We start from the raw sequence: 23,772 nt of genomic DNA on the forward strand, positions 1-23,772 counted from the left end.
CGCCTATTTTAATCAAAAATGGCAGTAAAGTCAAAGGCTTTTGCGCATTAATCTATAATTATCATTAAGTTGCACGCTGTTATCAGCAATAAAGGCAGTAAATAATTTAGACTCATGATTTTTTTACATTATTTTCTGTAAGAGTGTATGAATAGAGAAAATGACTGCCTCCCATGATTATAAATAAAAAACCCTACTGTCTATAACGGTTTAGCCAGAGTTTATGCTATGATAATTTGCATTATATCAATCGTTTTATCTGCACTTTATTGAGGATGTTGTAATGAAAAAATCAGTACTAAATACGGCGCTAAGCACAGCATTTATCGTTGCTCTTGGTTTTGGTATCAGTGCTTGCAGTGGTGATAAACAAGGTGAATCGCACGAAGTATTGGCAAAAGATCGCGTTGATGAGGCGGCAGCGCTCGCTCGCAAAAATGCGCCTGCTGCTGAAGAGATGGATTTCCCAGAAACAGCGCCAATGCCAGCAGCGGAGGCGACAACAGATGCCACTATGGGTACTGAAGCATCAACTGCGGCAGAGGGAACAGCAGCTGATGCAACGGCGAGTGCCGATAGCACTGATACCGCTGTGGCAACTGCCGATACTACCAATAGTGCTGAAATGCCAGCGACGGATGCCGCTGCCACTGAAGCTGCACCGGCAACAAACTAATCATGCCTGCAGGCAGTATTTAATAATGAGCAGTGTCACTAACAAGCTATGGACGAGGGCATAACTATGACTATTCAAAAAAATGTGAAGGAAAAATCGCTTGCTAAATTGGTGCTGTCGGGCCTAAGTCTTAGTGCGTTATTAACACTAAGTGCTTGTAGTGGCGGTGACAATAAGGCAGAAGAACCTGCCGCGGTCAATGAGACAGAAACGGTAGTAGTAGAGCCAGAAGCGCCTGCTGCAGAAACCGAGGTGGTAACCCCTCAGCCAGCGGTTGAAGCAGAGCCTACGGAAGTGCCAGTCGTAGAAGCTGAGCCCAAAGCTGCCGCTGAGCCTGAAGTGTTAGCTGCTGATGCTGGTGCTGTATTGTATGAAAAACAGTGTAAAGTTTGTCATGAAAAAGGTTTGTTAGCCGCACCAGTATTCGGTGATAAAGAAGCATGGGCACCAAGAATTGCCAAAGGTATTGATACGCTACATATGCATTCTGCTAAAGGGTTTAACAAAATGCCTGCGCAAGCAAATGCTGAAATAAGTGAAGCCCAAGTTCATGCCGCGGTTGATTATATGGTCGCTGCCGTTAGCTAATATTGGTTGTTGAAATTTGCTAGACTGACCGCCATTGTAAGCCAACAGTGGCGGTTTTTTTATTAACGACACAATAACGACAAAAAGCATATTCTGAGAAGTTCTTTCTACGCAATAAACAATGCAAGGCAACATATAAAGGCACATAGATGAAAGTATTGGGTTTAGAGACCTCTTGCGATGAGACGGGTCTGGCAATTTTTGACAGCGAGCAGATAACGAGCGACAATAAAGGTCTGCTAGGGCAGGTACTGTATTCACAGATAGAGCTACACGCTCTTTATGGCGGTGTGGTGCCTGAGCTTGCCAGTCGAGATCATATTCGTAAGCTGGTGCCTTTATTCCATGAGCTGTTAGAGCAGTGTGACATCACTAAAGATGAGATTGATGCTATTGCATATACCAAAGGCCCTGGGCTTATCGGTGCTCTAATGACAGGCGCTTTGTTTGGCCGCAGCTTGGCTTATGGTTTGGATATTCCAGCGATTGGTGTTCATCATATGGAAGGGCATTTATTGGCGCCATTGATGGGTGCCAATCCACCGGCGTTTCCATTTGTGTCGCTACTGGTTTCCGGTGGGCATACGCTGCTCATTGCCGCCCATGGTATAGGTCAATATGAAATCCTTGGTGAGTCCATCGATGATGCGGCGGGTGAGTGCTTTGATAAAGCGGCAAAAATGCTCGGTCTACCATATCCGGGTGGTCCTAATATTGCAAAATTGGCGGAAACGGGTGATCAAAACGCCTATGACTTACCTCGTCCAATGCTGCATCGCGGTTTGGATTTTTCTTTTAGCGGTATGAAAACGGCAGTGCACAATCTGATTAAAGATACTGATGGCTCAGGCGGTTCGGGAAATAGTTCTGAGAACGACCCACAAATTCGCGCCGATATTGCCGCCAGTTTCCAGCATGCGGTGGTCGATACCTTGGTGAAGAAATGCGTCAAAGCGCTTAAACAAGTCGAGATGAGCCGATTGGTCATTGCTGGTGGCGTCAGTGCTAATAGCCATTTACGTGAGACATTAGAGAGTGAGCTTGCTAAAATTAATGCCACTGTTCATTACGCACCGCCAGCCTTATGCACAGATAATGGCGCAATGATTGCTTATGCCGGTTACGAGCGACTGCAAGCAGGTCAGGCGGATGATTTGGCTGTCAGCTGCGTACCACGTTGGCCGATGACAGAGTTGCCCGCTGTATAAACACTAGCAGCTAGCTTAAACCCAACTTGTTAATACTTAATATCACTCAAGGATGACTTATGCAGTGGCTTGCGATTGGATTAGGTGCTGCCATTGGCGCTTGCCTGCGAGGGTGGCTGGCACGTTTCAATCCGCTACACCATTGGATACCTCTTGGGACGCTTGGTGCCAATGTTTTGGGCGGACTATTGATAGGGCTAGCGTTGGTGTGGTTTGAACGCGTGGGCAGCGGCTTGTCTCCAAATGTCAGATTGTTTGTGATTACTGGTTTTTTGGGCGGACTGACGACTTTTAGTACCTTTAGCGTTGAAGTATTTACCTTTATCAATAACGGCAAACTGCTTGCGGGCTTAGGACTTATTGGGTTACACGTAGGGCTGACATTATTAGCAACCGCGCTGGGATTTTACTTTTTTAAGTTGGTGCTTTGAGCTTTAATGAATATCATTTAATTAACAGTTTATTTTGGGTGGTCTATGAATAGTTTAAGAAGTCTGTTTAGTTAGTTCCTGTAGGGTATACCCCAGTGAAAATCGACTCATGTGACACCAGAATGGTTTTTTAATGGCTAAGTTTCTCTTTGTTTGATATATATATCGTACCAAGCTGATAATGAGCTTCTTCATTTCCTTGTTCATAGGCTTTCCAGTACCATTCACTCGCTTTAGCATGATTTACCTCTACTCCTTTGCCATATCGATACATTGAACCCAGTTTACTTTGTGAACTTGCTAGTCCTTGGTTAGCAGATTTTTCATACCATTCAAACGCTTTGCTATAGTCCTGATTTACGACTTCACCCATGTCATACATTAAGCCAAGTTTATACTGTGCTTCAGCATTGCCTTTTTCAGCCAATCTTTTTAGTTTTATAATCTCACCACTTTCTTCAATTAGCGGTTGCACCTGAGAAATTTGTGGACTCGTTGTACTATGCATTTTATGACAGCCTATAAGTAGCATAGGCGATAAGAAGACAACGCAAAAAGTGGCGGTTAACTTGGTTATAGGAAAAATCATAGGTTTGTCTCAGTAATTAAAAATTATCTGTTAAGTGTATTATCAATAAAGTAAACAACCAAAACCATTTGATAGTCTTAGCCTACAGCCAAACCTTCAGGTCCTCACTAGGGAACCATCATTTACCATAATAGTCGTTATGATATGAAAAAGTGGCTAATATTTCATAATTATAAAAAACTAATTGGTAATGAAATTACAACGGTTTTACTATCCCTTCTAATAAACTTGCAAACCCTTGCATGTAAGCGGTCTCTTGGCTCGAGGTGCGCGTCGCGGCATACAGCTGACAGTAGACGCCGTTACCTAATGGTCGTGAAACCACCCAGCCTTTTTTCTCATATTCAGCAACGACCCAATCAGGTAATGCCGCCACCCCGCGTTCGCTAGCAACCAATTGAATCAACATGGCGGTCAGCTCGGTGGTACGCATGCTTTTAAAGCTGACTTGCTCTGGCGTCATAAAATTAGCAATGATATCTAGACGCTTAGCTTCCACCGGATAGGCAATTAAGGTCTGATCAACCAAGTCTTGGGCACGAATAAATGTCTGCTCAGCCAAATCATGCGTAGGCGACAGCACCAAACGGCTCTCATACTCAAATAATGGCTGATAGCTGATGCCTTCTATCGGTAAATTGCTGGTAGTAATCAGCAGGTCGATATCACCTTCCATCAATAAATGATGCGGCTCAGGCTCAAAACCGGTGGCAAAGTCCAATTCGACATCCGACCATTCGCGGCGATACTGATTAAGGATCGGCATCAACCAATCAAAACAGCTATGACATTCAGACGCTAAGCGCAATCTGCCCGCTTGACCGTGGGCTAAGCGTTTTAAGTTTGCTTTGGTGCGCGTGACTTGCGGCATGATACTGTCTGCCAGTGCCAGTACCGTTTTGCCCGCTGGGGTAAAGGTTAGCGGCCGCGTGCGCCGATTGACCAAGCTGATATCGTAGTAATTTTCTAGCTCTTTTAACTGATGGGAGACTGCAGAGGCAGTGACATGCAGCTCATCGGCAGCGGCAGCCAGTGAGCCATGTGCTCGCAGCGCAGTTAGCGTATTAAGATGACGGAGCTCTAGCATAAAATAACCTAACCACTGAAGTTAAAAAAATAAGAAATTGCGTGTTATACAAACTTAAAAAATCGTCAATGCTTTATGACTAATCTTACGTCAACACTATTGCCGCCGTAAAAGCTAAAGTAACATTTAAAACTAACGCCGACGTAGTAGCAATTGCGAGATAACCACTAAAATTAACGAGGCGACGAGTAGAATGGTTCCAATAGCATTGACCTCAGGTTTAAGTCCTACACGCACCATAGAATAAATACGTAGCGGCAAAATCTCATAACTAGGACCGGTCACAAAGGTCGATACCACCACATCATCAAGCGATAAGGTAAAGGCAAGCAACCAGCCTGCCATCACCGCCGGAAAAATCACTGGAATCAATACCGTACGTACCATCATTGATTCGCTCGCACCCAAATCTCGCGCTGCTTCCATCAACCGCTCGTCTAAACTGCTTAAGCGCGCAAAGACGGTAATGACCACAAACGGTAAGCAAAAAGTAATGTGTGCCAATAACAGCGAGACAAACCCGAGCTGCAGGCCGATTAATAAAAATAACGCCAATAGCGATATTGCCAAGACAATCTCAGGCGACATCATCAGTACAAACAACAAACCATTTAGCAGCCCTTTGCCACGAAAGTCATAGCGATGTAGCGCAAGTGCCGTTAATGTACCGATGATGGTTGATACCGTGGCGGCAACCAAACCCAACACGATAGAATGCCAAAAGGCATCAAGCATCGCCTGATTATTAAATAACGACTCGTACCACTTTAGACTAAAGCCGCCCCAGTTATAGCCAATTTTTGACTTATTAAAGGACATCACCACCAATACAATGATGGGTAAGTATAATAAAGTGTAAATCAGGCCGAGGTAGCCTTTAGCGGCAATACTGCCGATGCTAGGTGACTTAATAGAGCGTTTGGTTTTTATTGGTGAGCTATTTATTAAACGATCAGACATTAGGCCACCTCACTAAAATCAGTTTTGCCAATACGGCGGCTACTGGCGCGATAAGCGAGTAATAATACGGCCATGGCAAGCGTCAATAGCACACTGGCTGCGGCGCCAAATGGCCAGTCACGTGCATCTAAAAACTGGTTTTTGATAATATTGCCCACCAATAAATTGCGCGAGCCACCCAAAATATCGGCGACATAAAACATGCCCATCGCTGGTAACAGTACTAACAGCACACCTGAGATAATTCCAGGTGTGGTCAACGGCAGTACCACATGCCAAAAGGTTTGTTTGTTTGAGGCGCCCAAATCTTGCGAGGCAAGGAGCATATCATTGCGCAAATCACTAAATACGGCGTACAAGGGAAGCACCATAAAAGGAAATAACAAATAAGTTAAACCGGCAATTACTGCGCCTTGGGTATATAAAATATCAATAGGCGCATCGATGATGCCGAGCGCTAATAAAGATTTATTAATCAAGCCATTACTAGCGAATAGCAGCTTCAGCGCATAGGTCCGCACCAAAGAATTGGTCCAAAATGGCAATATCAGCATGAGCATCAAGAGAGGCTGCCAGCGTTTACTGACTCGAGAAACAAACCAAGCAAAGGGGTAGCCGAGTAATAAGCAGATGACCGTGGTGATGCCTGCCATCCACAATGAATGCACAAAGACATCAAAATAAAGCGGGTCAATCATGCGCACGTAGCTGTCGATAGTGACTGGTACGCTAATAAAAGCACTGCGATCACGCGTCAAAAAGCTGACTGCAATGACCAGTATATTTGGCAATAAAGCAAAGATGAGCAGCCAACCCCAAATCAGCCATAGCGTTGCGGTACGAAAAGGGCTCTTGTTGCTTAAGTTTTTATTGCTTGAATGAGTACGCGCCATTAGCTGATATCCTTCTGGGCAGCTAGAATAGTGGCTTTATGATTTCCTTCATCATCAAGCGTAGCATCTTCTGGCAACACCCATTCCCAGCCATCTACCCAGGATACTTTAACGCCTTCATTAAGCTTATAATCAAAACTTGGGTCATCTTCATCAAAGAATTCTGATGCTTTAATAATATGACCGTTAGCCAGCTCAATAATCGAGTCTAAGGTGCTGCCTTTATAATTACTTTCAATCACACGCCCCAGCAAGCCGCCATGCTCTGTATCATTGGGGTCATAAATGCGTAAATCTTCTGGACGCAATAGTAAATTAACGATATCGCCGACTTGGACGTCATTGGCAAAGTCAGGACGGCGCAGATTACGTAAGGTGGTGGGACCAGCTTGCGCTTGTGCTTCGCAAACTTCGACTTCAATACGTCCATTAGTCACGTGCCCATCACGATCGGGCTGCTCAGGATAAACGCCTTTGACTTCCGCTTTAAACAAATTGGTTTCGCCGATAAATTTAGCGGTAAACAAATTGGCAGGGGTCTCATAAATCTCAATGGGCGTGCCAATTTGCTGAAATCTGCCGTCTTTCATCACCGCAATGCGGTCTGACATCGATAGTGCTTCTTCTTGATCATGGGTGACAAAGACAAAAGTAATGCCAAGCTCACGTTGCAGACGCTTAAGCTCAGATTGCATTTGCAAACGCAGTTTATGGTCGAGCGCCGATAGTGGTTCATCGAGCAAGAGTAATTTAGGGCGATTGATCACCGCGCGTGCAATCGCCACGCGCTGCTGCTGACCGCCTGATAAATCTTGCGGTTTGCGATTGGCAAGATGCTCAAGTTGTACCATCGCCAGCATCTCACGCACGCGCGTTTGAATCTCATCTTTTGGGACTTTTTTGAGTTTAAGACCATAAGCAACGTTTTGTGCCACCGTCATATGCGGAAATAACGCATATTGCTGAAACACGGTATTGACCGGACGTTTATCTGCTGGCAAGCCTGCCATCTGTACACCATCAAGATAAATTGCCCCAGCATTGGGCTGCTCGAAACCTGCAATCAACCGTAATAAGGTCGTTTTACCGCAACCTGACGGACCAAGCAGGGTGATAAACTCACCATGCTGAATATCAAGGTTGATGTCCTTTAATACTTCGGTTTGATCATAGATTTTTTGTAGACCAGTCAGTTGTAGCAGCACCTTGTCCGTATGGGGTGAGGTAGGAGTGGACTGCGTCTGTAGATTTGATTCGGTCATAAAGTTAATTCCTAAAATACCAAAACCTCAGTAGCGTTATCAATAGTAGATACTGTCAGCAATGTCAGTAGCATAATGGCTTCTTGGTCAGACAAGTCATTGAGCATGACTAGTGGTTTATTGAGTCATTTGGTATTGCAAGTTGTGTGGCATGGCTATAAGCGATGGGGATATATGTGGTCTGGTTGCTGCGTATTATAACAAACCCTTGCGGTAAATTAGTGCAAGTTCGTTATTCGTTGGTTGGTTGCAATGGTTCTTTGCAGCACAAATAGCCCAAAAGTCACTCTAAGCGCTTTTTATACTTTTTAGTTTCATATTTTAATTTGATTGAATAGGGTATTTTGTACGACCGTTTTTACCCTATTGTCTGTGCCTATTGATTATGGTTTTTTAATGGCTTTTAATAAATCAGCAAAGCGATAAGTCATATTAAAATAAAGAATTTTTACCATTTTTTTGGCTTGCTTCCTATACAATCATTCTATGTATGCTAAATACAGTGATATTTGCAATAGCAAGCGGCTGCGCTTAAAGAATAAGCCAACGTGAAAAAGAGAACGCTAGCGCAATGTAGAATGTCAATCATATTAATAATAAAGGACCCCTTTATGCCTAACGATACCCGCCCAAAAACTGGTCAAGAAGCATTGGCGCTACTTAAAGAAGGCAACGCACGCTATGTTGATAGTTTGACCAGCACCGACCCCTGTACCCAAAAACGTCCAGAACTGATCAATGACCAAGACCCTCTAGCGATTATTTTGGGCTGCTCGGATGCACGTGTGCCGGTTGAGATTGTGTTTGATCAAGGCCTGGGCGATTTGTTTGTCATACGAGTGGCGGGCAATGTGGTTGCGCCATCGCAGATTGGTTCAGTCGAGTTTGCCGCCGAAAAATTTGGTACCAAATTGGTGGTGGTACTTGGACATTCGCATTGCGGCGCTGTGACCGCGTGCGTAGAAGCGCTGATCAATCCTGAGCAAAACTACTCGCCGAATTTACAATCAATCGTCGATCGTATCCGTCCCAGTGTCTATAACCTGCATGAGCTGGCGACTGCCAACGGTCAAGACGTCGATGCTGATGAGCTGGTCGATCGCTCTATTCGCGCCAATGTACGCATGTCGGTCAGCCAATTAAAGCACGGTTCGCGCGCATTAGAAGACTTAACCAATAGCGGTCAGCTGCTTGTCGTTGGTGCCGAGTACAATTTAGAGACAGGAAAGGTTCGGTTTTTAGATGTTTAATGGACATTTAGTATTAAATGTCTATCATAGTTAGAGTACCGTTGGTATGCGGTAACATCGAGACCGTATCAGCTATTAACGATTAAAAAACTCAAAAATGAGAATAATTATGACTGATTCAGCAAACGTGAATAACAACCAAGTGACTATCGATCAAAAAGTAATAGCGCAGCCCGAGAGCAGTGTAAAAGCAGAAGGCGTAAAGGCAATTTCAGCTCAAACAACAGGCTATACGTTTAACCATACCATGCTCCGTGTAAAAGACCCTGCTAAGTCATTGGCATTTTATACGGGCGTCTTAGGCATGACGTTACTGGCGGTAAAAAAATTCCCTGCGATGGGTTTTGATTTATACTTTTTAGCCAAGCTCACTGAGAGCGAGCGTGATAATTTACCATCGGGTGACGATTTAGAGATTTTTGCTTTTCGTCAGCGCGGTATTCTAGAGTTAACCCATAACTACGGCACTGAAACCCAAGCGGATTTTAGTTATCACGATGGCAATGGTGAGCCACAAGGTTTTGGTCATATCTGCTTTAGTGTACCGAGCCTTGATGAGGCGGTTGCTTGGTTCGATAAAAATGACGTCGAATTTAAAAAACGTCCAGAAGACGGTAGCATGAAAAATATCGCCTTTATTAAAGACGTTGATGGTTACTGGATTGAAATCGTACAAGCAGATTTAATGGGCTAGATTGGTAAAGGTTTAATGAGTTTATGAATGCAGTAGATTTGTCTAAAAAGACGGATTTATCTAAACATATTCATGCTTTTTAAAACAGCGCCAATAAAAAAGCCGCTATATTAACTATAGCGGCTTTTTTATGTCTGAAAACTGATGCTTATTAGTCTTTTTTCACTTTAAAGTCAGTATGACATGATTTACAGCTTTCACCCACTTGACCGAATGCGGGCAAGACCTGATCGATACTGGTTGCTGTTTGAGCCACGGTATTTAACTCAGCAGTGGCTTTTTGAAAGTTGTCTGCTTCAGTGCGGAAACCATCAGCATTGCTCCAAACCGCTTCAGTGGCATTACCAGTGGCTGCTTCGTTTTCAAAATGGCTCCAAGGACTTGCTGAGTCTTTCGCTAAAAATGCGGCTTGTTCTTTAAATACTTCGGCATCAAACGTATCTGGTGCTTCCGCCATATCACCCATAATACCCATTGCATCACCCCAGCTTTTCATGCTGTCTTGGCGCGCTTTAACGTCAGGGTCAACTGGCGTACTACAAGCAGTTAGACCTAGAGCAGCTGCCATTAAAGTTATGCCGATGATAGACTTGAATGATTTGTTATTAGAAAGCTGTGCCATCTGTATTGCTCCTTTATACGTGGCTAATAAAAAGGTGCCGTAGCATAGTCATGCTCGCCACCCAATTAAATCGCGACTATTAAAATAAATTTTATATGGTTGTTTTAAGTATGAAAGACGACTATGTCTGCTATGTGCTTAACAGGTTGTTTTTACACCCGTATCGCTGTTAATTAAATAACAAGGGTCAGCATTTACCGCTGACCCTTATTATTTTATAACGTAAGCTGTAAATATTATAAGTAATCAATACGTTAAGTCGTTGCTATCATTTATCTTGTATAGCTTACAGATATCAAAAATAGCTATTACTGATGCAAACACTAACGCCGTCTGTGCTTTATTATGCCAATGACGACTATAAAGTCAACCAATCACGGGGCTTTAGATAAAAATCGGTCAATTCGAATTCAGGTGACCCTTCAACAGGCTCAAAGCGATAATGCCAGCTGGCAAGCGGTGGCATGCTGACTAGGATAGATTCGATACGTCCATTACTTTGTAGCCCAAATAACGTACCACGGTCATAAACAAGGTTGTATTCGACGTAGCGTCCACGGCGATATAGCTGGAACTCGCGCTGTGCTCCAGTATACGGAACATTTTTACGCTGCTCAAAGATGGGCAATATACCCTCAAGATAGCCGTTGCCTACCGCTTGCATAAATTTAAAGCAAGTTGCAAAATCCCAGCCGCGACTCTCAAAATTGACGTCATCATAAAATAAGCCACCGATACCGCGCTGCTCATCACGATGGCGCAGATGGAAGTATTCATCACACCATTGCTTAAAATCAGGATAGATATTGTCACCAAAAGGCGCGCAGAGGTCATGGCAGACCTGATGCCAATGCACGCAGTCAGCAAGTACAGGGTAAAATGGCGTCAAATCGAAACCGCCGCCAAACCACCAAATGGGGTCTTCGCCCTCAGCTTCTGCAATGAATAAACGCACATTGGCATGGCTGGTTGGAACATTAGGATTCTTAGGATGCACGACCAATGAAACGCCCATGGCTTGCGCTTTACGACCAGCAATATCAGGATGGCGAGCCGTTGCCGAAGCGGGCAAGTTCTGCACATGGATATGACTAAACATCACGCCCGCTTTTTCAATCACTTCACCATCTGCTAGGACGCACGAGCGACCGCCGCCGCCTTCAGGGCGCTCCCAATCATCAGGAACGAAAGTGGCAGGTTGGCTATTGCTACTGCCATCGCGCTCTTGCGCCTCTAAGGCTTGACAGATACGCGCTTGCAAATCGACCAAAAACTCACGAACACGCATAATGTCATTATGGGTCGGTGCCGTCATTGAATCTGACACTGAATCTGTGACTAAAGGATTGGTACTATTCTCTATATTTGGCATACTCATAAAATATCTAATTATTTACTATTTATTAAGGTGTAAGGCAGTGTTGAAGTCTTTATCCAGTAGATGACCCATGCGATCGCGTTTGGTCGCTAGATATTCAGCATTCATATCATTGACCCCAACCAATAATGGCACCCGTTCAACGACATCGATACCATGCTGCGTTAAATAAGCAACTTTATTGGGATTATTGGTAATTAGGCGCACGGTATCAACTCCGACATGGGCAAGCATTGGTCCGCACATATCATAAACGCGGGCATCAGCCGGTAAGCCTAACATGAGATTGGCGTCTAAGGTATCATGACCCTGATCTTGCAAGGCGTAAGCGCGGATTTTATTGGTCAGACCAATACCGCGACCTTCTTGGCGCAGGTATAGTATCGCTCCGCAGCCCATCTCTTGTATCGCTTGCATGGCAGTATTCAGCTGTGGGCCACAATCGCACTTTAATGAGCTAAAGGCATCGCCAGTGAGACATTCAGAATGAATGCGTATCAGTGGCACAGGGCGCTCTGATAGCGACTCATGTTGTTGATTGAGCGCCGCATCATGCTGATTTAACATATCGATGGCGTCTTGATTGACTACAGGCAGACCCACGGTAAGCATCACATGCTCTTGACCGTCTTGGTTCTCAAAGATATGAATGTCAAACTCGCCGTGACGAGTAGGTAGTTTGGCACTAGTGATAAATTTATATGACATTAATGTCCTGCATAAGCCGATCATCGTGACGCTAGAGGTCTGTTAAAGCTTTATAATAATAGCTAAGGTGTTGCATATGCGCTGCTGATTAAAAGAGCATACTGATTGTGTTTATAATAAAAACACATAACGTTCACAGACGGCGCACGATGATTAAAGCGACAATTAAAAATAAATGCTATTATGCCATACTATTTTGACGGATACAGTGACAAGTCTTTGCCCTTACATTACTATGTCGTCACCAATGTTCGATATGCATGCAAAATCATTAAGCATTAGTACTGAACATTATCATGATTTATAACAGCCTTGATAACCGTCGTCATGATTGCCTGTAGCGGTATAAGGTTAAAAGTAGCCCCTTATATTAGATAGCGTATTTTTCGTTATTCACAACTATTTTAGAAGCTGTATCAATAATTATATAGTTGATGGTATCAATAAAATTATGATGCCCTCGCTATTATTAACGCCACTTAGAATATCAGCCCTGTTATCGCCATCGCTGTATTCTAAGGTAGCATCTTGTCAGCAGATTGGTAGGTATCGTACGTTTTATGCAGCAGTCAACTCATTCCCCACAGTCTCAGTCATTATCTGCGTCAGCCATTGATTCTGCTGCACCGCTATCAAACCTGCAGAAAACGTATGCAGCGATTCCGCGTGAGCGTCCTCATACGCCGCTGCTTGATACGGTGGACGCACCGATTGATCTGAAAGCGTTTAGTGAGAGTCAGCTAATCACTTTGGCGGATGAGCTACGTCTTTTTCTGCTCTATTCAGCCGGTCAAAGTGGCGGTCATTTTGGTGCCAACCTAGGCGTGATTGAGTTGACCATTGCGCTGCATTATCTGTTAGATGCGCCGCAAGATCAGATCGTTTGGGATGTGGGTCATCAAGCTTATGCTCATAAAGTATTAACAGGTCGCCGTGATAAGCTTGGCAGCATTCGCTCAAAAGACGGTTTGACCGCGTTTCCTGAACGTGCCGAGTCGGTCTACGATACCTTTGGGGTTGGTCATTCATCGACATCCATCTCTGCTGGTTTGGGTATGAGCTTAGCGCTACGCTATCAAGGACGTACGCAAACGGTTGCCTGTATTATTGGTGATGGGGCGATGACGGGCGGCATGGCTTTTGAAGCGATGAACGACGCGGTACAACAAGACGCTGACTTGCTAGTGATTTTAAATGACAATGACATGTCAATATCTTGCTCTATCGGTGGTTTTTCGCGGCATTTAGCGACATTATGGGAATCAGGCTATCAGGTTGATATCTCTGATGCAGGTGAGCCAATACTGTGTCAGCGCCCCGATATGCAAGCCTTTGACCGCCGTAAACGTCATAAAGAGCTGCGCGATGTCCCACAGTTAGAAGACAATTTATTTAAGGCGATTGGCTTTACCTATTTTGGTCCGTTCGATGGGCATAATATTCCCGAGCTGCTGCGCGTGCTATCGATTGCCAAGCAATTAAAAGGCCCCGTGTTGGTCCATATTTATACCACTAAAGGTAAAGGCTTTGCGCCCGCTGAATTAGATCCAGTGGGTTATCACGCTATTAGTAGATTGCCTGCTGAAGAGAGTGAAAAGGAAGCGGTAAAAGATAGTCTAATTACTAGCACACCGCTTTTAAAATACTCGCAAGTATTTGGGCAGTTTTTATGTGACAAAGCCGCTGCTGACGAGAAGCTACTCGCCATTACTCCAGCTATGGAAGAAGGCTCGGGAATGATTGAGTTTGCGCGTCAATTCCCGAAGCGCTTTTTTGATGTGGCGATTGCTGAGCAACATGCGGTAACTTTAGCAGGTGGCATGGCAACCCAAGGCGTCAAACCTATTGTCGCGATTTATTCGACATTCTTGCAGCGCGGCTATGATCAGCTTATTCATGATGTGGCTTTGCAAAACCTTGATGTAATGTTTGCTGTCGATCGCGCCGGTTTGGTCGGCGAAGATGGCGCGACGCATGCAGGCGTATTCGATTTTGCCTTTTTACGCTGCGTACCCAATATGGTAGTTGCGGCGCCAAAAGACGAAAACGAATGTTATCATCTGCTGAATACTTGCTATGAATATCAAGGCTGTACAGCAGTGCGCTATCCGCGTGGTGTTGGTACAGGTGCTGTTATAGAGCAGCCCGTACAATTTTATCCTATTGGCAAAGCAGTGGTAGAGTCGGTATTAGGTCAAGATGACGCCCCTAATAAATTGGCGTTATTGGCGTTTGGTACTATGGTTGCAACTGCTCAGCAAGCTGCAGAAAGCCTAATTAGCGATGATGTAGAATCACCCTGTCAGGTACATGTGGTAAATATGCGCTGGGTAAAACCTTTAGATACCCATTTGCTAGAGACCTTAATCGAGCAAGGCATAACGCATATCGCCACTTTAGAAGAGCATATGATTATGGGCGGCGCGGGCAGTGCGGTAAATGAATATTTACTTAACGAATCGCCAGCTTTTAAACATAATCGCCCAGCAATCCTTAATATTGGTATCCCTGATCGTTTTGTCGCTCATGGTTCGCAAGTAGAACAAATGGCTGACTGTGGTCTGGATGTTTCAGGAGTGGTCAGTCAGCTCCAGCAATTGTTAAAATAAAATACTATAATCTATAAAAAATTGCTAAAATAGCGGATTGAAAAATAAAGTATTTCTGTTCCTTGCTTAAACCTCGCCTACTTGCCGTAGGTGTGAATTATTTGACAACTTGGGCGGTACAACTGCTGGCAATCATCTATTTGGTTTGCTAGACGGCTATGGTTATTAATATGAGTCAGTTTTTAAATAGGTTTTATTTTTCGTAAATTTTATGAGTCACCTCTCTTAAGTAGTATTCATTCATCAAGCAAATAGGTTATTTATGGAACCCATGGTCGTCATCGCAGCGCGTGCTGCTGAAAAAGTCGGTAAAGAGATTTTATATGCGCATCAGAACCGCCACAAAATCGAGCTAGATATCGAGTCTAAAGGACTTGATGGTTTGGTCACCCGCATTGATCGTTTCAGTGAAGAGCTGACGATTGAGACACTAAAAGCCAGCTATCCAAATCACTCGTTTTTGGGTGAAGAGTTTGGTATGCAAGAAGGTCGCGGCGAAGATGCTGATTGGTGCTGGATTATCGATCCGCTAGATGGCACAAAAAACTTCGTGCATGGTGTGCCACAGTTTTGTGTGTCTATCGCTGTGCAGCATAAAGGCGTTACCCAGCACGGTGTTATCTATGATCCTGTCCGTGATGAGATGTTCTCTGCCAGCCGTGGTAAAGGCGCGCGTTTAAACCAACGCCGTATCAATGTTAGCGAGCGTAAAACGATTGACGGGGGTTTATTTACCACTGGTCATCCGCTTGAGCGTAAACGTAATGGTGAAATCATCTCTTATGCCAAGCAGCATTTTGAAAGCTTACAAAAAATCTCTGAAGCAGGCGGTCAAGTTCGCCGTTTAGGGTCAGCTGCGCTTGATTTATGTTATGTCGCTGCTGGTCGCTTTGATGGTTATTTTGAGATGTCTATTAAGCCTTGGGATATCGCTGCTGGCGAGTTGATCGTGACGGAAGCACGCGGTGTGGTGGTTGACCATACAGGCGCCCACAATTCGATGACTTCAGGCTCTATCTTTGCATGTAATATCAAATTATTAAAACCTTTGATGCAAGTGGTTGTACCAGCATGGGGTGATGCGTTTTAAGCATGATTGACCACTGAGACAACTTAATGCTAAAAAGCTGGTTCCATTATGGAGCCAGCTTTTTTGTTTTATCATTGCCTTTATCGCCACTTTTATCCTCAACCGTAATGCCTTGGAACGCAAGCTCTTTACTGGTGCGCTCTAACAGCTGCAACTCTTCTTCTATAAGTTCGAGCATGTCTTGTACATGCGGCAAAGCTTTACTACAAGCGGTAATACCAAATTCAATCTTATCCAAATAGCTGGCAAGAGTGATATTCATCGCTTGGCCATTGAATACAATGGATGCTGGGTATAAGGATTGCATACGCGCGCCATTCCAATAGAGCGGTTTTTCAGAGCCGGGCACATTCGAGATAATCAGGTTAAAAGCTTGCTTCTTAGGAAAGAGACCAGTTGCCAGGTTAATGCCTTCCCATGCATAGGAGATGACACTATAGTTAATAACTTGCGCTTGGTTCATGCGGCGAAAGCGACGTTTACCATTATTCATACTGCGATGAATCAACTCGATTCTGCTGAGTGGATTGTCTAAATGGGTACCTAAATTTGCCAGTACAAAGGACAGCTGATTGCCTGCCACACTATCATCTGTACGTAATGACATCGGTACAAAGGCAATCAATGGCTTGCTCGGTAGGGCATCTATCGATAATAAATAACGACGAATGGCACCGGCACAAACGGCGAGTACCACATCATTTTTACTGATGTTTAAACGCTCGGCGATATCGTTAAAGCGCTGTATCTCATACGACTGGGCGGCGATGCGCCGTGATGCTGAAATGCGTTTATTGAGCACACTCATCGGCGCGGCAAAGGTACTGACATAACTGTCGTCACCATAATTTTTTAAACTGTCGAGCAATTCTGTAAATACTGGCTTAATGGTAGAAACTTGCTCTTTAAGGATGCCTAAAGCAGAGCGCTCTTTAGGCAAGATAGCATCGACTTGGTTGCGATGGCGTGCCATTAACGACCAAATCGGTAGTGTGACAGGTTCGCTCGGTGATTGAGATAAAGATTTTTTGACCAGTCGCATAGCCGCGATGCCATCAACCAAAGAATGATGGATTTTGAAATATAAAGCAAAACGTTCAGGAGCACCTTCGTTTTCTGGTTCAATACCTTCAATGACGTGACATTCCCACAGCGGCATCGCGCGGTCCAGTAGACGACCATGCTCTCTTGAAACGTACATTAAGAGCTCGCGTACACGGGCGGGTTTTGGTAGTGCGACATGATGCAAGTGATGCTCAACATCAAAATGTTTGTCTTTTTTCCAAAAAATCAAATGCTCAAGTACTTGGTTAAAAGGAAACGTTGGCGGCACCTCAGACTCTTGCATCTGTTTGACCAATTGGCACACAAAACTGTTATCCGCATTTTCTGGTAATTCGAATAGGAATAGACCCCCAACATGCATGGGTTGTTTACGCGACTCAAGAAGTAAGAACAACTGGTCGACTGCTGTGAGAAGTCGCATAATAAATCCTTTTATGACGAGGTATGAAAAATGGCAATGAATAAGTATGCAGTTAAAAAAAGATAAAGCGTTTAGTAAGAAGCGAGCAAAAACCTAAAGATAGCCATAAAAACATCTTAATATAAAAAGCATGGGTTACGGGGCTTTTATTATTTTATTAAGCCATAACCCATGTTTTTAGAGATTTAAGCTGATTATAAATTCCATTGAGTTATAAGTTTAAACGCTACTGAAAAAAGTATCCGGTCTGCGGTGAGCTGGCAATGGCCATTTTACGCATCGGCATACGACCTGCTAAGAAAGCCTGACGTCCTGCCCAAATTGCATGCTTCATGGCCTGCGCCATCAGGACGGGATTTTGCGCATTGGCAATGGCTGAGTTCATCAGCACACCATCACAGCCAAGCTCCATGGCAATCGCTGCATCAGAAGCCGTGCCGACACCCGCATCAACCAATACCGGCACCTTAGCGTTTTCGATAATGAGACTGAGCGTATGGCGATTGAGCAAACCAAGACCAGAGCCAATCAAGCTGCCGAGCGGCATAATCGCCGCGCAGCCCATGCTTTCGAGCTCTTGAGCGACAATAGGGTCGTCTGAAGTATAAACCATAACTTCGAAGCCATCATCGATTAGCACTTTTGCCGCTTTTAAGGTTTCCATCACATTTGGATAAAGGGTCTTTTCATCGCCTAACACTTCCAGCTTAACCAGATTATGCCCGCCTAATAACTCGCGAGCAAGCTTACACGTACGAATCGCTGTTTCAGCATCAAAGCAGCCCGCCGTATTGGGTAAGATGGTATATTTATCCGGTGAAATCACGTCAAGCAGATTAGGCTCATTGCTATTTTGACCAATATTGGTGCGGCGAATAGCGACGGTGACAATCTCTGCTTCTGAGGCGGCAATAGCAGCACCCGTTTCAGCCATATCTTTATATTTCCCAGTACCGACCAACAATCGAGAAGAGAATGTACGACTGCCGACAATGAAAGTATCTTGTAAAAGAGTGTCTTGCGGAAGTGACATCGAAGTGGCGGTAGAATTTGTGGCTTGTGACATAAGGATAATCCTAATAGCGGGCGAACAAAGGTGACTATAAAGTGGCGAAAAAGGTGATGAACAAGGACTTCTATCAACAATATCAATAATTAAAGACCGGTAGTCGTCATAGGTCAAATAGAGGATTGTACTTTCTAATGCCTAATAATACTGAAGCTTAACCTACCATGCGATAAATCACATGAAAGCCTTGCTACTTGCGTAAAGCAAAATGCTATTATAACAAACTCATGCGCGCTTACTGACAATCTTTACCCAGTTTAACGATTTAGGCAAGCGGCTTTAACGATGAAAATCAGCAGTATTTTTTAGCATTCATTAGATTATATCTCATAAGCTCCTTTTTAAATTTGTCACTCACTAGGTCGTCTTTATGCTGCAGCTACCGTACAGTTTTGCAAAACGTCATCAAGTTTTGGCCATTCTTGCTATTGATCCCGAGCTGCCACCAACGTTGGTGTTGACCAAAGCCACGCCACTTTCGGCGATTAATGAAGCGGTACGTTTTTTACAGCAACAAGGCGTGCGCGGTGTACCCAATTACGAAAGTATCAGTATCGATGATTTCGAAAAACGCATGAATGCTGCCTACGCGGGTAATACGGGTGAGTCGCAGCATATTGCCGCAGGTCTTGAAGACCATCCTGACCTTGATAGTTTGGCAGATAGCGTTCCTGAAACTGAAGATTTGATGGACCAACAGGATGACGCGCCCATTATTCGTCTCATTAATGCGCTGTTGTCCGAAGCGATTCGTCTAAATGCCTCGGATATTCATATTGAGACTTTTGAGAAACGCTTAGTGGTACGCTTTCGGGTTGATGGTGAGCTCAAAGAAATCATCACACCAAAACGCCAATTAGCGCCGTTACTCGTCTCGCGTATCAAGGTTATGGCGAAGCTTGATATCGCCGAAAAGCGCGTGCCACAAGACGGTCGTATTAGCCTAAGACTGGCAGGGCGTGAGGTTGATGTGCGCGTATCAACGCTGCCGTCAAGCTTTGGCGAGCGGGTAGTGATGCGATTGCTCGATAAACAGGCGGGTCGTCTGAATATGACTTATCTTGGACTTTCTGATAATGACTACACCGAGCTTAAGCGCTTGATCCATCGTCCGCATGGCATTATTTTGGTGACCGGACCGACGGGTTCGGGTAAAACTACCACCCTATATTCAGCATTGACTGACCTCAATGACCAAACCCGAAATATTTTAACTGCCGAAGATCCAATTGAGTTTCAACTCGATGGTATTGGGCAAACGCAAGTGAATAACAAGGTCGATATGACCTTTGCCAAAAGTTTGCGCGCCATGCTACGGCAAGATCCAGACGTGGTCATGGTTGGTGAAATTCGCGATTTAGAAACCGCTGAAATTGCCGTACAAGCGTCTTTGACAGGACACTTGGTATTATCAACGCTGCATACCAATACCGCCATTGGGGCGGTCACGCGTTTGCAGGATATGGGCATTGAGCCATTTTTATTATCGTCATCGCTGATAGGTGTTGTCGCCCAGCGCTTGGTGCGTACTTTATGTACACACTGTCATGGTTGGCAGGCTGCTGATAGCGAACAGGCCAAATTGTTTACTGAAATTGGCATAGGGTTAAATGCTGAAAATTTAACAGCACAGACGATTAATTTACCCAAACCCGTTGGCTGTGATAAATGTAATAATTCAGGCTTTAAAGGGCGGACGGCGATCTATGAAGTGGTGCCGGTTGACGATACCTTGCGCCGTATGATTCATAGCAATACTGCCGAGTACGAGTTAGAAGAATACGCCCGCCAGCAGACACCATCAATACGTGCTGATGGTTTACGCAAAGTCATGGAGGGTCGGACGACGTTAGAAGAGGTACTGCGGGTCACCAAAGAAAGCGCCATCACCGATGACACGATATTGATATAAAATGCTTAGAGAAGGTATTTGTAAGACAATCAATCAAATAACTGGCTATAAAAGCCAGTTATTTGACTCTAGTATCTTAAATTTTCGAGTTGCTATCATTTTGCAGCGATACACTCAACTTCAACGCTTGCACCCGCTGCCAGTTCTGAGACGCCAAAAGCTGAGCGTACAGGGTAAGGCTTAGCCAACTCTGCTTTATAGACTTTATTAAAGTCATCAAAGTCATCCATGTCGGTCAGCATTGCCATACATTTTACGATGTCTGACTTTTGGTAGCCGTACTTTAATAAGGTTTCATTGATATTATCGAGGGCTTGTTTGGCTTCCGCTTTTACGCCGCCTTTGACCAGCTTGCCATCTTTAAAACCAATCTGACCAGACATATATAAAGTGTCGCCGACACGTACCGCTTCTGAAAATGGATAATTGCCGCCATCACCGAGAAATACTGGACTAGATTTGGTGATGGTTGCATTATTCTTCGCTGGCGCCGCATTAGCCGTAGCGGCAAAGCCCAAGCCTAATGAGCAGGCGCTAATCAGCAATGCTTTAGATAAGTTAGTAGTCAATTGATTGATATATGTAGACACGGTTGTCTCCTTATTATTATGGTTTTATAAAAATCCATTTTTTAACGTATGATTATTTTTGTTTTAAAAAATTAAAACTAATTGCTCTCAAGCTCTTTTGAAGACTGCTTACTGCTTTCTTCACTCTCAGACATCGCATTGTCAAGTTGTTCGTTCTCTAGCTCTGCTTTAGTCGCTTTACCTTGACGGCGTGCTTCTAATTCAGATTTTGGTATCCAAGCCCACGTCATCTCAACGACGATTGGGTCACGGTCGCTATCAGACTCACGGTCATGAATCACGCAAGGAATCACCATCTCACCTTTTGGCGTGTTCAAAATATCCAAGCGCTGCTCATCCGACAATGACGCCACGGCGGCAATCTGACCTTTTTTAATTGGACGATAAAAATTCACCGAATAAGATTTAATCAATAATACGCGGTCAGAAGGTAGGTTTAAACCCAAAATAAACCCTGTTGCCGTTTCAGCGAGTAAGGTGATGGCAACGGCATGGACTGAGCCAATGTGGTTTTGTACCGCTTTGGTATTGTTTAAGCTGACCACCACTTGATTGGGGTCGACTGTCTCATAGTAGATACCCGTTGTACCAACATACGGCACCACTTTACCAAAGGCTTTTGATAAAATGCTGGCGCGCGCAGCAGCAGGTAAATACTTAGTGACTGATAGCAGCTTGGTAAATTGGTTACTGATAGGTTTCAAGGTGCTATTTGGTTTTTCGACTGGCAATCTTGTGTTGTCAGCTACTTTGGCTGGCAGTTTGTTGGTCAGCTTGGTAGGGAGTTTTTTTAATAATCCTGACATACAACATTCCTCAATGTAGAGTGGTTTGATCATATTCATTAACGCAGCTCGTGAACGGAGTTAATGAATGGATGCTTAGAAAATGAGCGATGAACGGGCAAAATAATACGCTTTATCTTAGCCGCTCTTTTAGCGTTGGCGCATTTCTAACTTAATAAATTTCTAACTATGGTACATTAAGCGCCGTATCGCTACTATTATTAACATGAACTGCTGCGATTATAAAATAGGACTAACGTAACGATACCTTAAATGCTCACAATAAATATTAGCAATAACGTCACATTATCTATAACGCTTAATTTAAAAAAAGCCACGTTATAATAACTAGACTTTTACGTGGCTAAAGTACTGAAGTATCGTTGCCGTGATTTTTTAATGCTGAATAAGGTTATGCCAGATATGTCTGCTCAAAAACCGACCAATATAATTTATACCGGCGTCGCTGGCACGGGTAAAACTTATCGTTTGCTACAAATTGCTCAGCAATATACCGACTATTTGCCAAGGGTAAATGATAAGGATTTATTGGGGCAGCTACTACAGGCATTGAGCTGGCGTGATGTGGTCTGTTTAATATTTTTAGATTTTAAGTCTAAAAAACAAGATTTGGTCAAGGTGCCAGAAATTGTCAATCATGAGTTTTTTGTCACCAAAGCAACGCAAAATGCACGCGAGAAAAACTTAAGCAATACGGCATGGTCTGTGCTACAAATGCATACGCCTACGAACTCACAAACGGTGAGTTATAAAAATCGAGCCAGCCAGGCATATTTTGATAAAGACAATAGCGGTGCATGGTATCTGCTCCCCGAAAGCATGGATTTATTAAGCGAGTTAGCGCAGCAATTAGCAGAGTTTCAGCAGGCGCAGCGCGAGAATAATAACCAAGACCAAAATTTCAGCCAGCAGCGCTTCAGTATGGTCAGCTTCCATCAAGCGTATGGTTATGAGGAGTTTGTTGAAGGTATTCGCCCTGTGATGGCGGCGTCCAGCCATACAACGCATAGTTCATCTCAAATGAGTTATGCCATTCAAGATGGCACATTCTTAAAATTATGCCAGCGCGCTGCCAACGATCCTGAGCAGCGTTATGCGATGCTAATTGATGAGATCAATCGGGCTAACGTTTCACGCGTCTTTGGCGAGCTATTAAGTTTGATTGAGACAGACAAGCGTGCCGGTATGGCAAACGCGATGACGGTTAATTTGGCGTATTCAGGGCGGACATTTAGCGTCCCTGCCAACGTTGATATTTATGCCACGATGAACACTCAAGACCACTCATTAGCGCCGCTTGATATGGCATTGCGTCGACGTTTTCGCTTTGTTGACTGTTCGCCGCAGCCTGAGTTATTGCCGGTTATTAGTCTCAATCAAGAGTCCGAGACGGCTGATTCAGGAACACTTAACTCAGAAATAATTAATTCAGCAGAAACGATAGATTTGGCTAAATTACTAACTGGTTTAAATAATCGTATTATGCAAACGCTAGGGGCAGAGGCGCAATTAGGTCATGCATTTTTATGGTCAGTAGCCAATCTTAAGCAATTGCAAACGGTGCTCGCTGAACAAATCATTCCGCAATTGGCACAAGCGGCTGGTGGACAACTCACTATTTTGCAATATATTTTTCAAGATGAGCAGCAGCCGATGAGCGCACAGTTTATCCAAGATAGCCAAGCACTCATCAATAATGATTCAAATAATTCGGCCAATTCCAATAGTTCAAATCAAATGTTTGCAGGTCATCACTCCTTTCTCGATCAGTCTATAAGTACTGGGAATTATAGGATTAATGTAGATTTGATGAATAACAGCGCTGAGTTTACAAAGCCTTTTGTCTATCAGCGTCTATATTAAT

The 23,772-nt window shown here is 44.1% G+C and carries 22 protein-coding genes; 10 read left to right on the top strand and 12 right to left on the bottom strand.

Annotated features, from left to right (window positions below; translation table 11 throughout):
• Positions 1-283: 283 nt before the first annotated feature.
• The 4 genes from FQ084_RS10085 (at position 284) to FQ084_RS10100 (ending at position 2,903) form a co-directional block, all read left to right on the top strand.
• Entirely contained in the window at positions 284-676 is a 393-nt protein-coding gene (locus tag FQ084_RS10085) for a hypothetical protein (RefSeq protein WP_149490503.1), read from the top strand.
• A 66-nt stretch (positions 677-742) separates the two neighbouring features.
• A complete protein-coding gene (locus FQ084_RS10090; RefSeq protein ID WP_149490504.1) occupies positions 743-1,264 on the top strand; it encodes a c-type cytochrome in 522 nt (173 codons plus the stop codon).
• 149 nt (positions 1,265-1,413) lie between these two features.
• Positions 1,414-2,472 carry a tRNA (adenosine(37)-N6)-threonylcarbamoyltransferase complex transferase subunit TsaD gene (tsaD, locus tag FQ084_RS10095; RefSeq protein ID WP_149490505.1) on the top strand — a complete coding sequence of 353 codons (1,059 nt, stop codon included), beginning with the start codon at positions 1,414-1,416 and terminating at the stop codon, positions 2,470-2,472.
• Positions 2,473-2,531: 59 nt separating this feature from the next.
• On the top strand, positions 2,532-2,903 hold the full coding sequence (locus FQ084_RS10100) for a CrcB family protein (RefSeq protein ID WP_149490506.1): 372 nt from the start codon (positions 2,532-2,534) through the stop codon (positions 2,901-2,903).
• Positions 2,904-3,033: 130 nt separating this feature from the next.
• On the opposite strand, the gene FQ084_RS13395 is transcribed toward FQ084_RS10100, so the two are convergent.
• The 5 genes from FQ084_RS13395 to potA all read right to left on the bottom strand — a co-directional run bounded on the left by FQ084_RS13395 (position 3,034) and on the right by potA (position 7,694).
• Positions 3,034-3,411 carry a tetratricopeptide repeat protein gene (locus tag FQ084_RS13395; RefSeq protein WP_410477340.1) on the bottom strand — a complete coding sequence of 126 codons (378 nt, stop codon included), beginning with the start codon at positions 3,409-3,411 and terminating at the stop codon, positions 3,034-3,036.
• Positions 3,412-3,688: 277 nt separating this feature from the next.
• Positions 3,689-4,579, bottom strand: coding sequence for a LysR family transcriptional regulator (locus tag FQ084_RS10110; RefSeq protein WP_149490507.1), 891 nt, complete (start codon positions 4,577-4,579; stop codon positions 3,689-3,691).
• Positions 4,580-4,711: 132 nt separating this feature from the next.
• Entirely contained in the window at positions 4,712-5,539 is an 828-nt protein-coding gene (gene potC / locus FQ084_RS10115) for a spermidine/putrescine ABC transporter permease PotC (RefSeq protein WP_262880728.1), read from the bottom strand.
• A complete protein-coding gene (potB, locus tag FQ084_RS10120) occupies positions 5,539-6,432 on the bottom strand; it encodes a spermidine/putrescine ABC transporter permease PotB (RefSeq protein ID WP_149490508.1) in 894 nt (297 codons plus the stop codon). Before potB ends, potC begins: the two co-directional genes overlap by 1 nt.
• Entirely contained in the window at positions 6,432-7,694 is a 1,263-nt protein-coding gene (gene potA / locus FQ084_RS10125; protein ID WP_149490509.1) for a spermidine/putrescine ABC transporter ATP-binding protein PotA, read from the bottom strand. The genes potB and potA overlap by 1 nt, the downstream gene beginning before the upstream one ends.
• Positions 7,695-8,305: 611 nt before the next feature.
• Between potA and FQ084_RS10130 the strand changes: the two genes are divergently transcribed.
• Together FQ084_RS10130 and gloA are read left to right on the top strand one after the other, a co-directional pair.
• A complete protein-coding gene (locus tag FQ084_RS10130) occupies positions 8,306-8,944 on the top strand; it encodes a carbonic anhydrase (protein ID WP_149490510.1) in 639 nt (212 codons plus the stop codon).
• A gap of 109 nt (positions 8,945-9,053) precedes the next feature.
• The gene (gene gloA, locus FQ084_RS10135) at positions 9,054-9,638 is read left to right on the top strand and encodes a lactoylglutathione lyase (protein WP_149490511.1); all 585 of its coding nucleotides are present in this window, start codon (positions 9,054-9,056) and stop codon (positions 9,636-9,638) included.
• Between the two features lie 151 nt (positions 9,639-9,789).
• Here the strand turns inward: gloA and FQ084_RS10140 are convergent, their stop codons facing one another.
• The 3 genes from FQ084_RS10140 to ribA all read right to left on the bottom strand — a co-directional run bounded on the left by FQ084_RS10140 (position 9,790) and on the right by ribA (position 12,346).
• The gene (locus FQ084_RS10140) at positions 9,790-10,260 is read right to left on the bottom strand and encodes a c-type cytochrome (protein WP_149490512.1); all 471 of its coding nucleotides are present in this window, start codon (positions 10,258-10,260) and stop codon (positions 9,790-9,792) included.
• Positions 10,261-10,618: 358 nt separating this feature from the next.
• Positions 10,619-11,575, bottom strand: coding sequence for an oxygen-dependent coproporphyrinogen oxidase (gene hemF, locus FQ084_RS10145; protein WP_188032954.1), 957 nt, complete (start codon positions 11,573-11,575; stop codon positions 10,619-10,621).
• 81 nt (positions 11,576-11,656) lie between these two features.
• Positions 11,657-12,346 (bottom strand): GTP cyclohydrolase II, encoded by a 690-nt coding sequence (ribA, locus tag FQ084_RS10150; RefSeq protein ID WP_149490514.1) that lies wholly within the window; start codon positions 12,344-12,346, stop codon positions 11,657-11,659.
• Positions 12,347-12,906: 560 nt separating this feature from the next.
• Here ribA and dxs point away from each other — a divergent pair.
• Positions 12,907-14,955, top strand: coding sequence for a 1-deoxy-D-xylulose-5-phosphate synthase (gene dxs, locus FQ084_RS10155; protein WP_149490515.1), 2,049 nt, complete (start codon positions 12,907-12,909; stop codon positions 14,953-14,955).
• Between the two features lie 262 nt (positions 14,956-15,217).
• Positions 15,218-16,045, top strand: a complete 828-nt coding sequence (locus tag FQ084_RS10160) for an inositol monophosphatase family protein (protein ID WP_149490516.1) — start codon at positions 15,218-15,220, stop codon at positions 16,043-16,045.
• Between the two features lie 46 nt (positions 16,046-16,091).
• Here the strand turns inward: FQ084_RS10160 and FQ084_RS10165 are convergent, their stop codons facing one another.
• Complete coding sequence (locus FQ084_RS10165; protein WP_149490517.1) at positions 16,092-17,531, bottom strand: WS/DGAT/MGAT family O-acyltransferase; 1,440 nt, start codon at positions 17,529-17,531, stop codon at positions 16,092-16,094.
• A gap of 226 nt (positions 17,532-17,757) precedes the next feature.
• On the bottom strand, positions 17,758-18,564 hold the full coding sequence (locus tag FQ084_RS10170; protein WP_149490707.1) for a thiazole synthase: 807 nt from the start codon (positions 18,562-18,564) through the stop codon (positions 17,758-17,760).
• Positions 18,565-18,970: 406 nt separating this feature from the next.
• Between FQ084_RS10170 and gspE the strand changes: the two genes are divergently transcribed.
• Positions 18,971-20,512 carry a type II secretion system ATPase GspE gene (gspE, locus tag FQ084_RS10175; RefSeq protein ID WP_149490518.1) on the top strand — a complete coding sequence of 514 codons (1,542 nt, stop codon included), beginning with the start codon at positions 18,971-18,973 and terminating at the stop codon, positions 20,510-20,512.
• A gap of 95 nt (positions 20,513-20,607) precedes the next feature.
• Here gspE and FQ084_RS10180 read toward each other — a convergent pair whose 3' ends face one another.
• A complete protein-coding gene (locus tag FQ084_RS10180) occupies positions 20,608-21,102 on the bottom strand; it encodes a RidA family protein (RefSeq protein ID WP_149490519.1) in 495 nt (164 codons plus the stop codon).
• 77 nt (positions 21,103-21,179) lie between these two features.
• Positions 21,180-21,908 carry a DUF4442 domain-containing protein gene (locus tag FQ084_RS10185; RefSeq protein ID WP_149490520.1) on the bottom strand — a complete coding sequence of 243 codons (729 nt, stop codon included), beginning with the start codon at positions 21,906-21,908 and terminating at the stop codon, positions 21,180-21,182.
• A 402-nt stretch (positions 21,909-22,310) separates the two neighbouring features.
• Between FQ084_RS10185 and FQ084_RS10190 the strand changes: the two genes are divergently transcribed.
• The gene (locus FQ084_RS10190; protein WP_262880729.1) at positions 22,311-23,771 is read left to right on the top strand and encodes an McrB family protein; all 1,461 of its coding nucleotides are present in this window, start codon (positions 22,311-22,313) and stop codon (positions 23,769-23,771) included.
• Position 23,772: the final 1 nt, after the last annotated feature.

Source organism: Psychrobacter sp. ANT_WB68, assembly GCF_008369115.1.
GTDB lineage: Bacteria > Pseudomonadota > Gammaproteobacteria > Pseudomonadales > Moraxellaceae > Psychrobacter.

Bases quoted from the DNA above. Each gene is read 5' to 3' on its own strand.
- FQ084_RS10085 (WP_149490503.1), top strand. From the start codon at position 284: ATGAAAAAATCAGTACTAAATACGGCGCTAAGCACAGCATTTATCGTT.
- FQ084_RS10090 (WP_149490504.1), top strand. From the start codon at position 743: ATGACTATTCAAAAAAATGTGAAGGAAAAATCGCTTGCTAAATTGGTG.
- tsaD (WP_149490505.1), top strand. From the start codon at position 1,414: ATGAAAGTATTGGGTTTAGAGACCTCTTGCGATGAGACGGGTCTGGCA.
- FQ084_RS10100 (WP_149490506.1), top strand. From the start codon at position 2,532: ATGCAGTGGCTTGCGATTGGATTAGGTGCTGCCATTGGCGCTTGCCTG.
- FQ084_RS13395 (WP_410477340.1), bottom strand. From the start codon at position 3,411: ATGCATAGTACAACGAGTCCACAAATTTCTCAGGTGCAACCGCTAATT.
- FQ084_RS10110 (WP_149490507.1), bottom strand. From the start codon at position 4,579: ATGCTAGAGCTCCGTCATCTTAATACGCTAACTGCGCTGCGAGCACAT.
- potC (WP_262880728.1), bottom strand. From the start codon at position 5,539: ATGTCTGATCGTTTAATAAATAGCTCACCAATAAAAACCAAACGCTCT.
- potB (WP_149490508.1), bottom strand. From the start codon at position 6,432: ATGGCGCGTACTCATTCAAGCAATAAAAACTTAAGCAACAAGAGCCCT.
- potA (WP_149490509.1), bottom strand. From the start codon at position 7,694: ATGACCGAATCAAATCTACAGACGCAGTCCACTCCTACCTCACCCCAT.
- FQ084_RS10130 (WP_149490510.1), top strand. From the start codon at position 8,306: ATGCCTAACGATACCCGCCCAAAAACTGGTCAAGAAGCATTGGCGCTA.
- gloA (WP_149490511.1), top strand. From the start codon at position 9,054: ATGACTGATTCAGCAAACGTGAATAACAACCAAGTGACTATCGATCAA.
- FQ084_RS10140 (WP_149490512.1), bottom strand. From the start codon at position 10,260: ATGGCACAGCTTTCTAATAACAAATCATTCAAGTCTATCATCGGCATA.
- hemF (WP_188032954.1), bottom strand. From the start codon at position 11,575: ATGACGGCACCGACCCATAATGACATTATGCGTGTTCGTGAGTTTTTG.
- ribA (WP_149490514.1), bottom strand. From the start codon at position 12,346: ATGTCATATAAATTTATCACTAGTGCCAAACTACCTACTCGTCACGGC.
- dxs (WP_149490515.1), top strand. From the start codon at position 12,907: ATGCAGCAGTCAACTCATTCCCCACAGTCTCAGTCATTATCTGCGTCA.
- FQ084_RS10160 (WP_149490516.1), top strand. From the start codon at position 15,218: ATGGAACCCATGGTCGTCATCGCAGCGCGTGCTGCTGAAAAAGTCGGT.
- FQ084_RS10165 (WP_149490517.1), bottom strand. From the start codon at position 17,531: ATGCGACTTCTCACAGCAGTCGACCAGTTGTTCTTACTTCTTGAGTCG.
- FQ084_RS10170 (WP_149490707.1), bottom strand. From the start codon at position 18,564: ATGTCACTTCCGCAAGACACTCTTTTACAAGATACTTTCATTGTCGGC.
- gspE (WP_149490518.1), top strand. From the start codon at position 18,971: ATGCTGCAGCTACCGTACAGTTTTGCAAAACGTCATCAAGTTTTGGCC.
- FQ084_RS10185 (WP_149490520.1), bottom strand. From the start codon at position 21,908: ATGTCAGGATTATTAAAAAAACTCCCTACCAAGCTGACCAACAAACTG.
- FQ084_RS10190 (WP_262880729.1), top strand. From the start codon at position 22,311: ATGTCTGCTCAAAAACCGACCAATATAATTTATACCGGCGTCGCTGGC.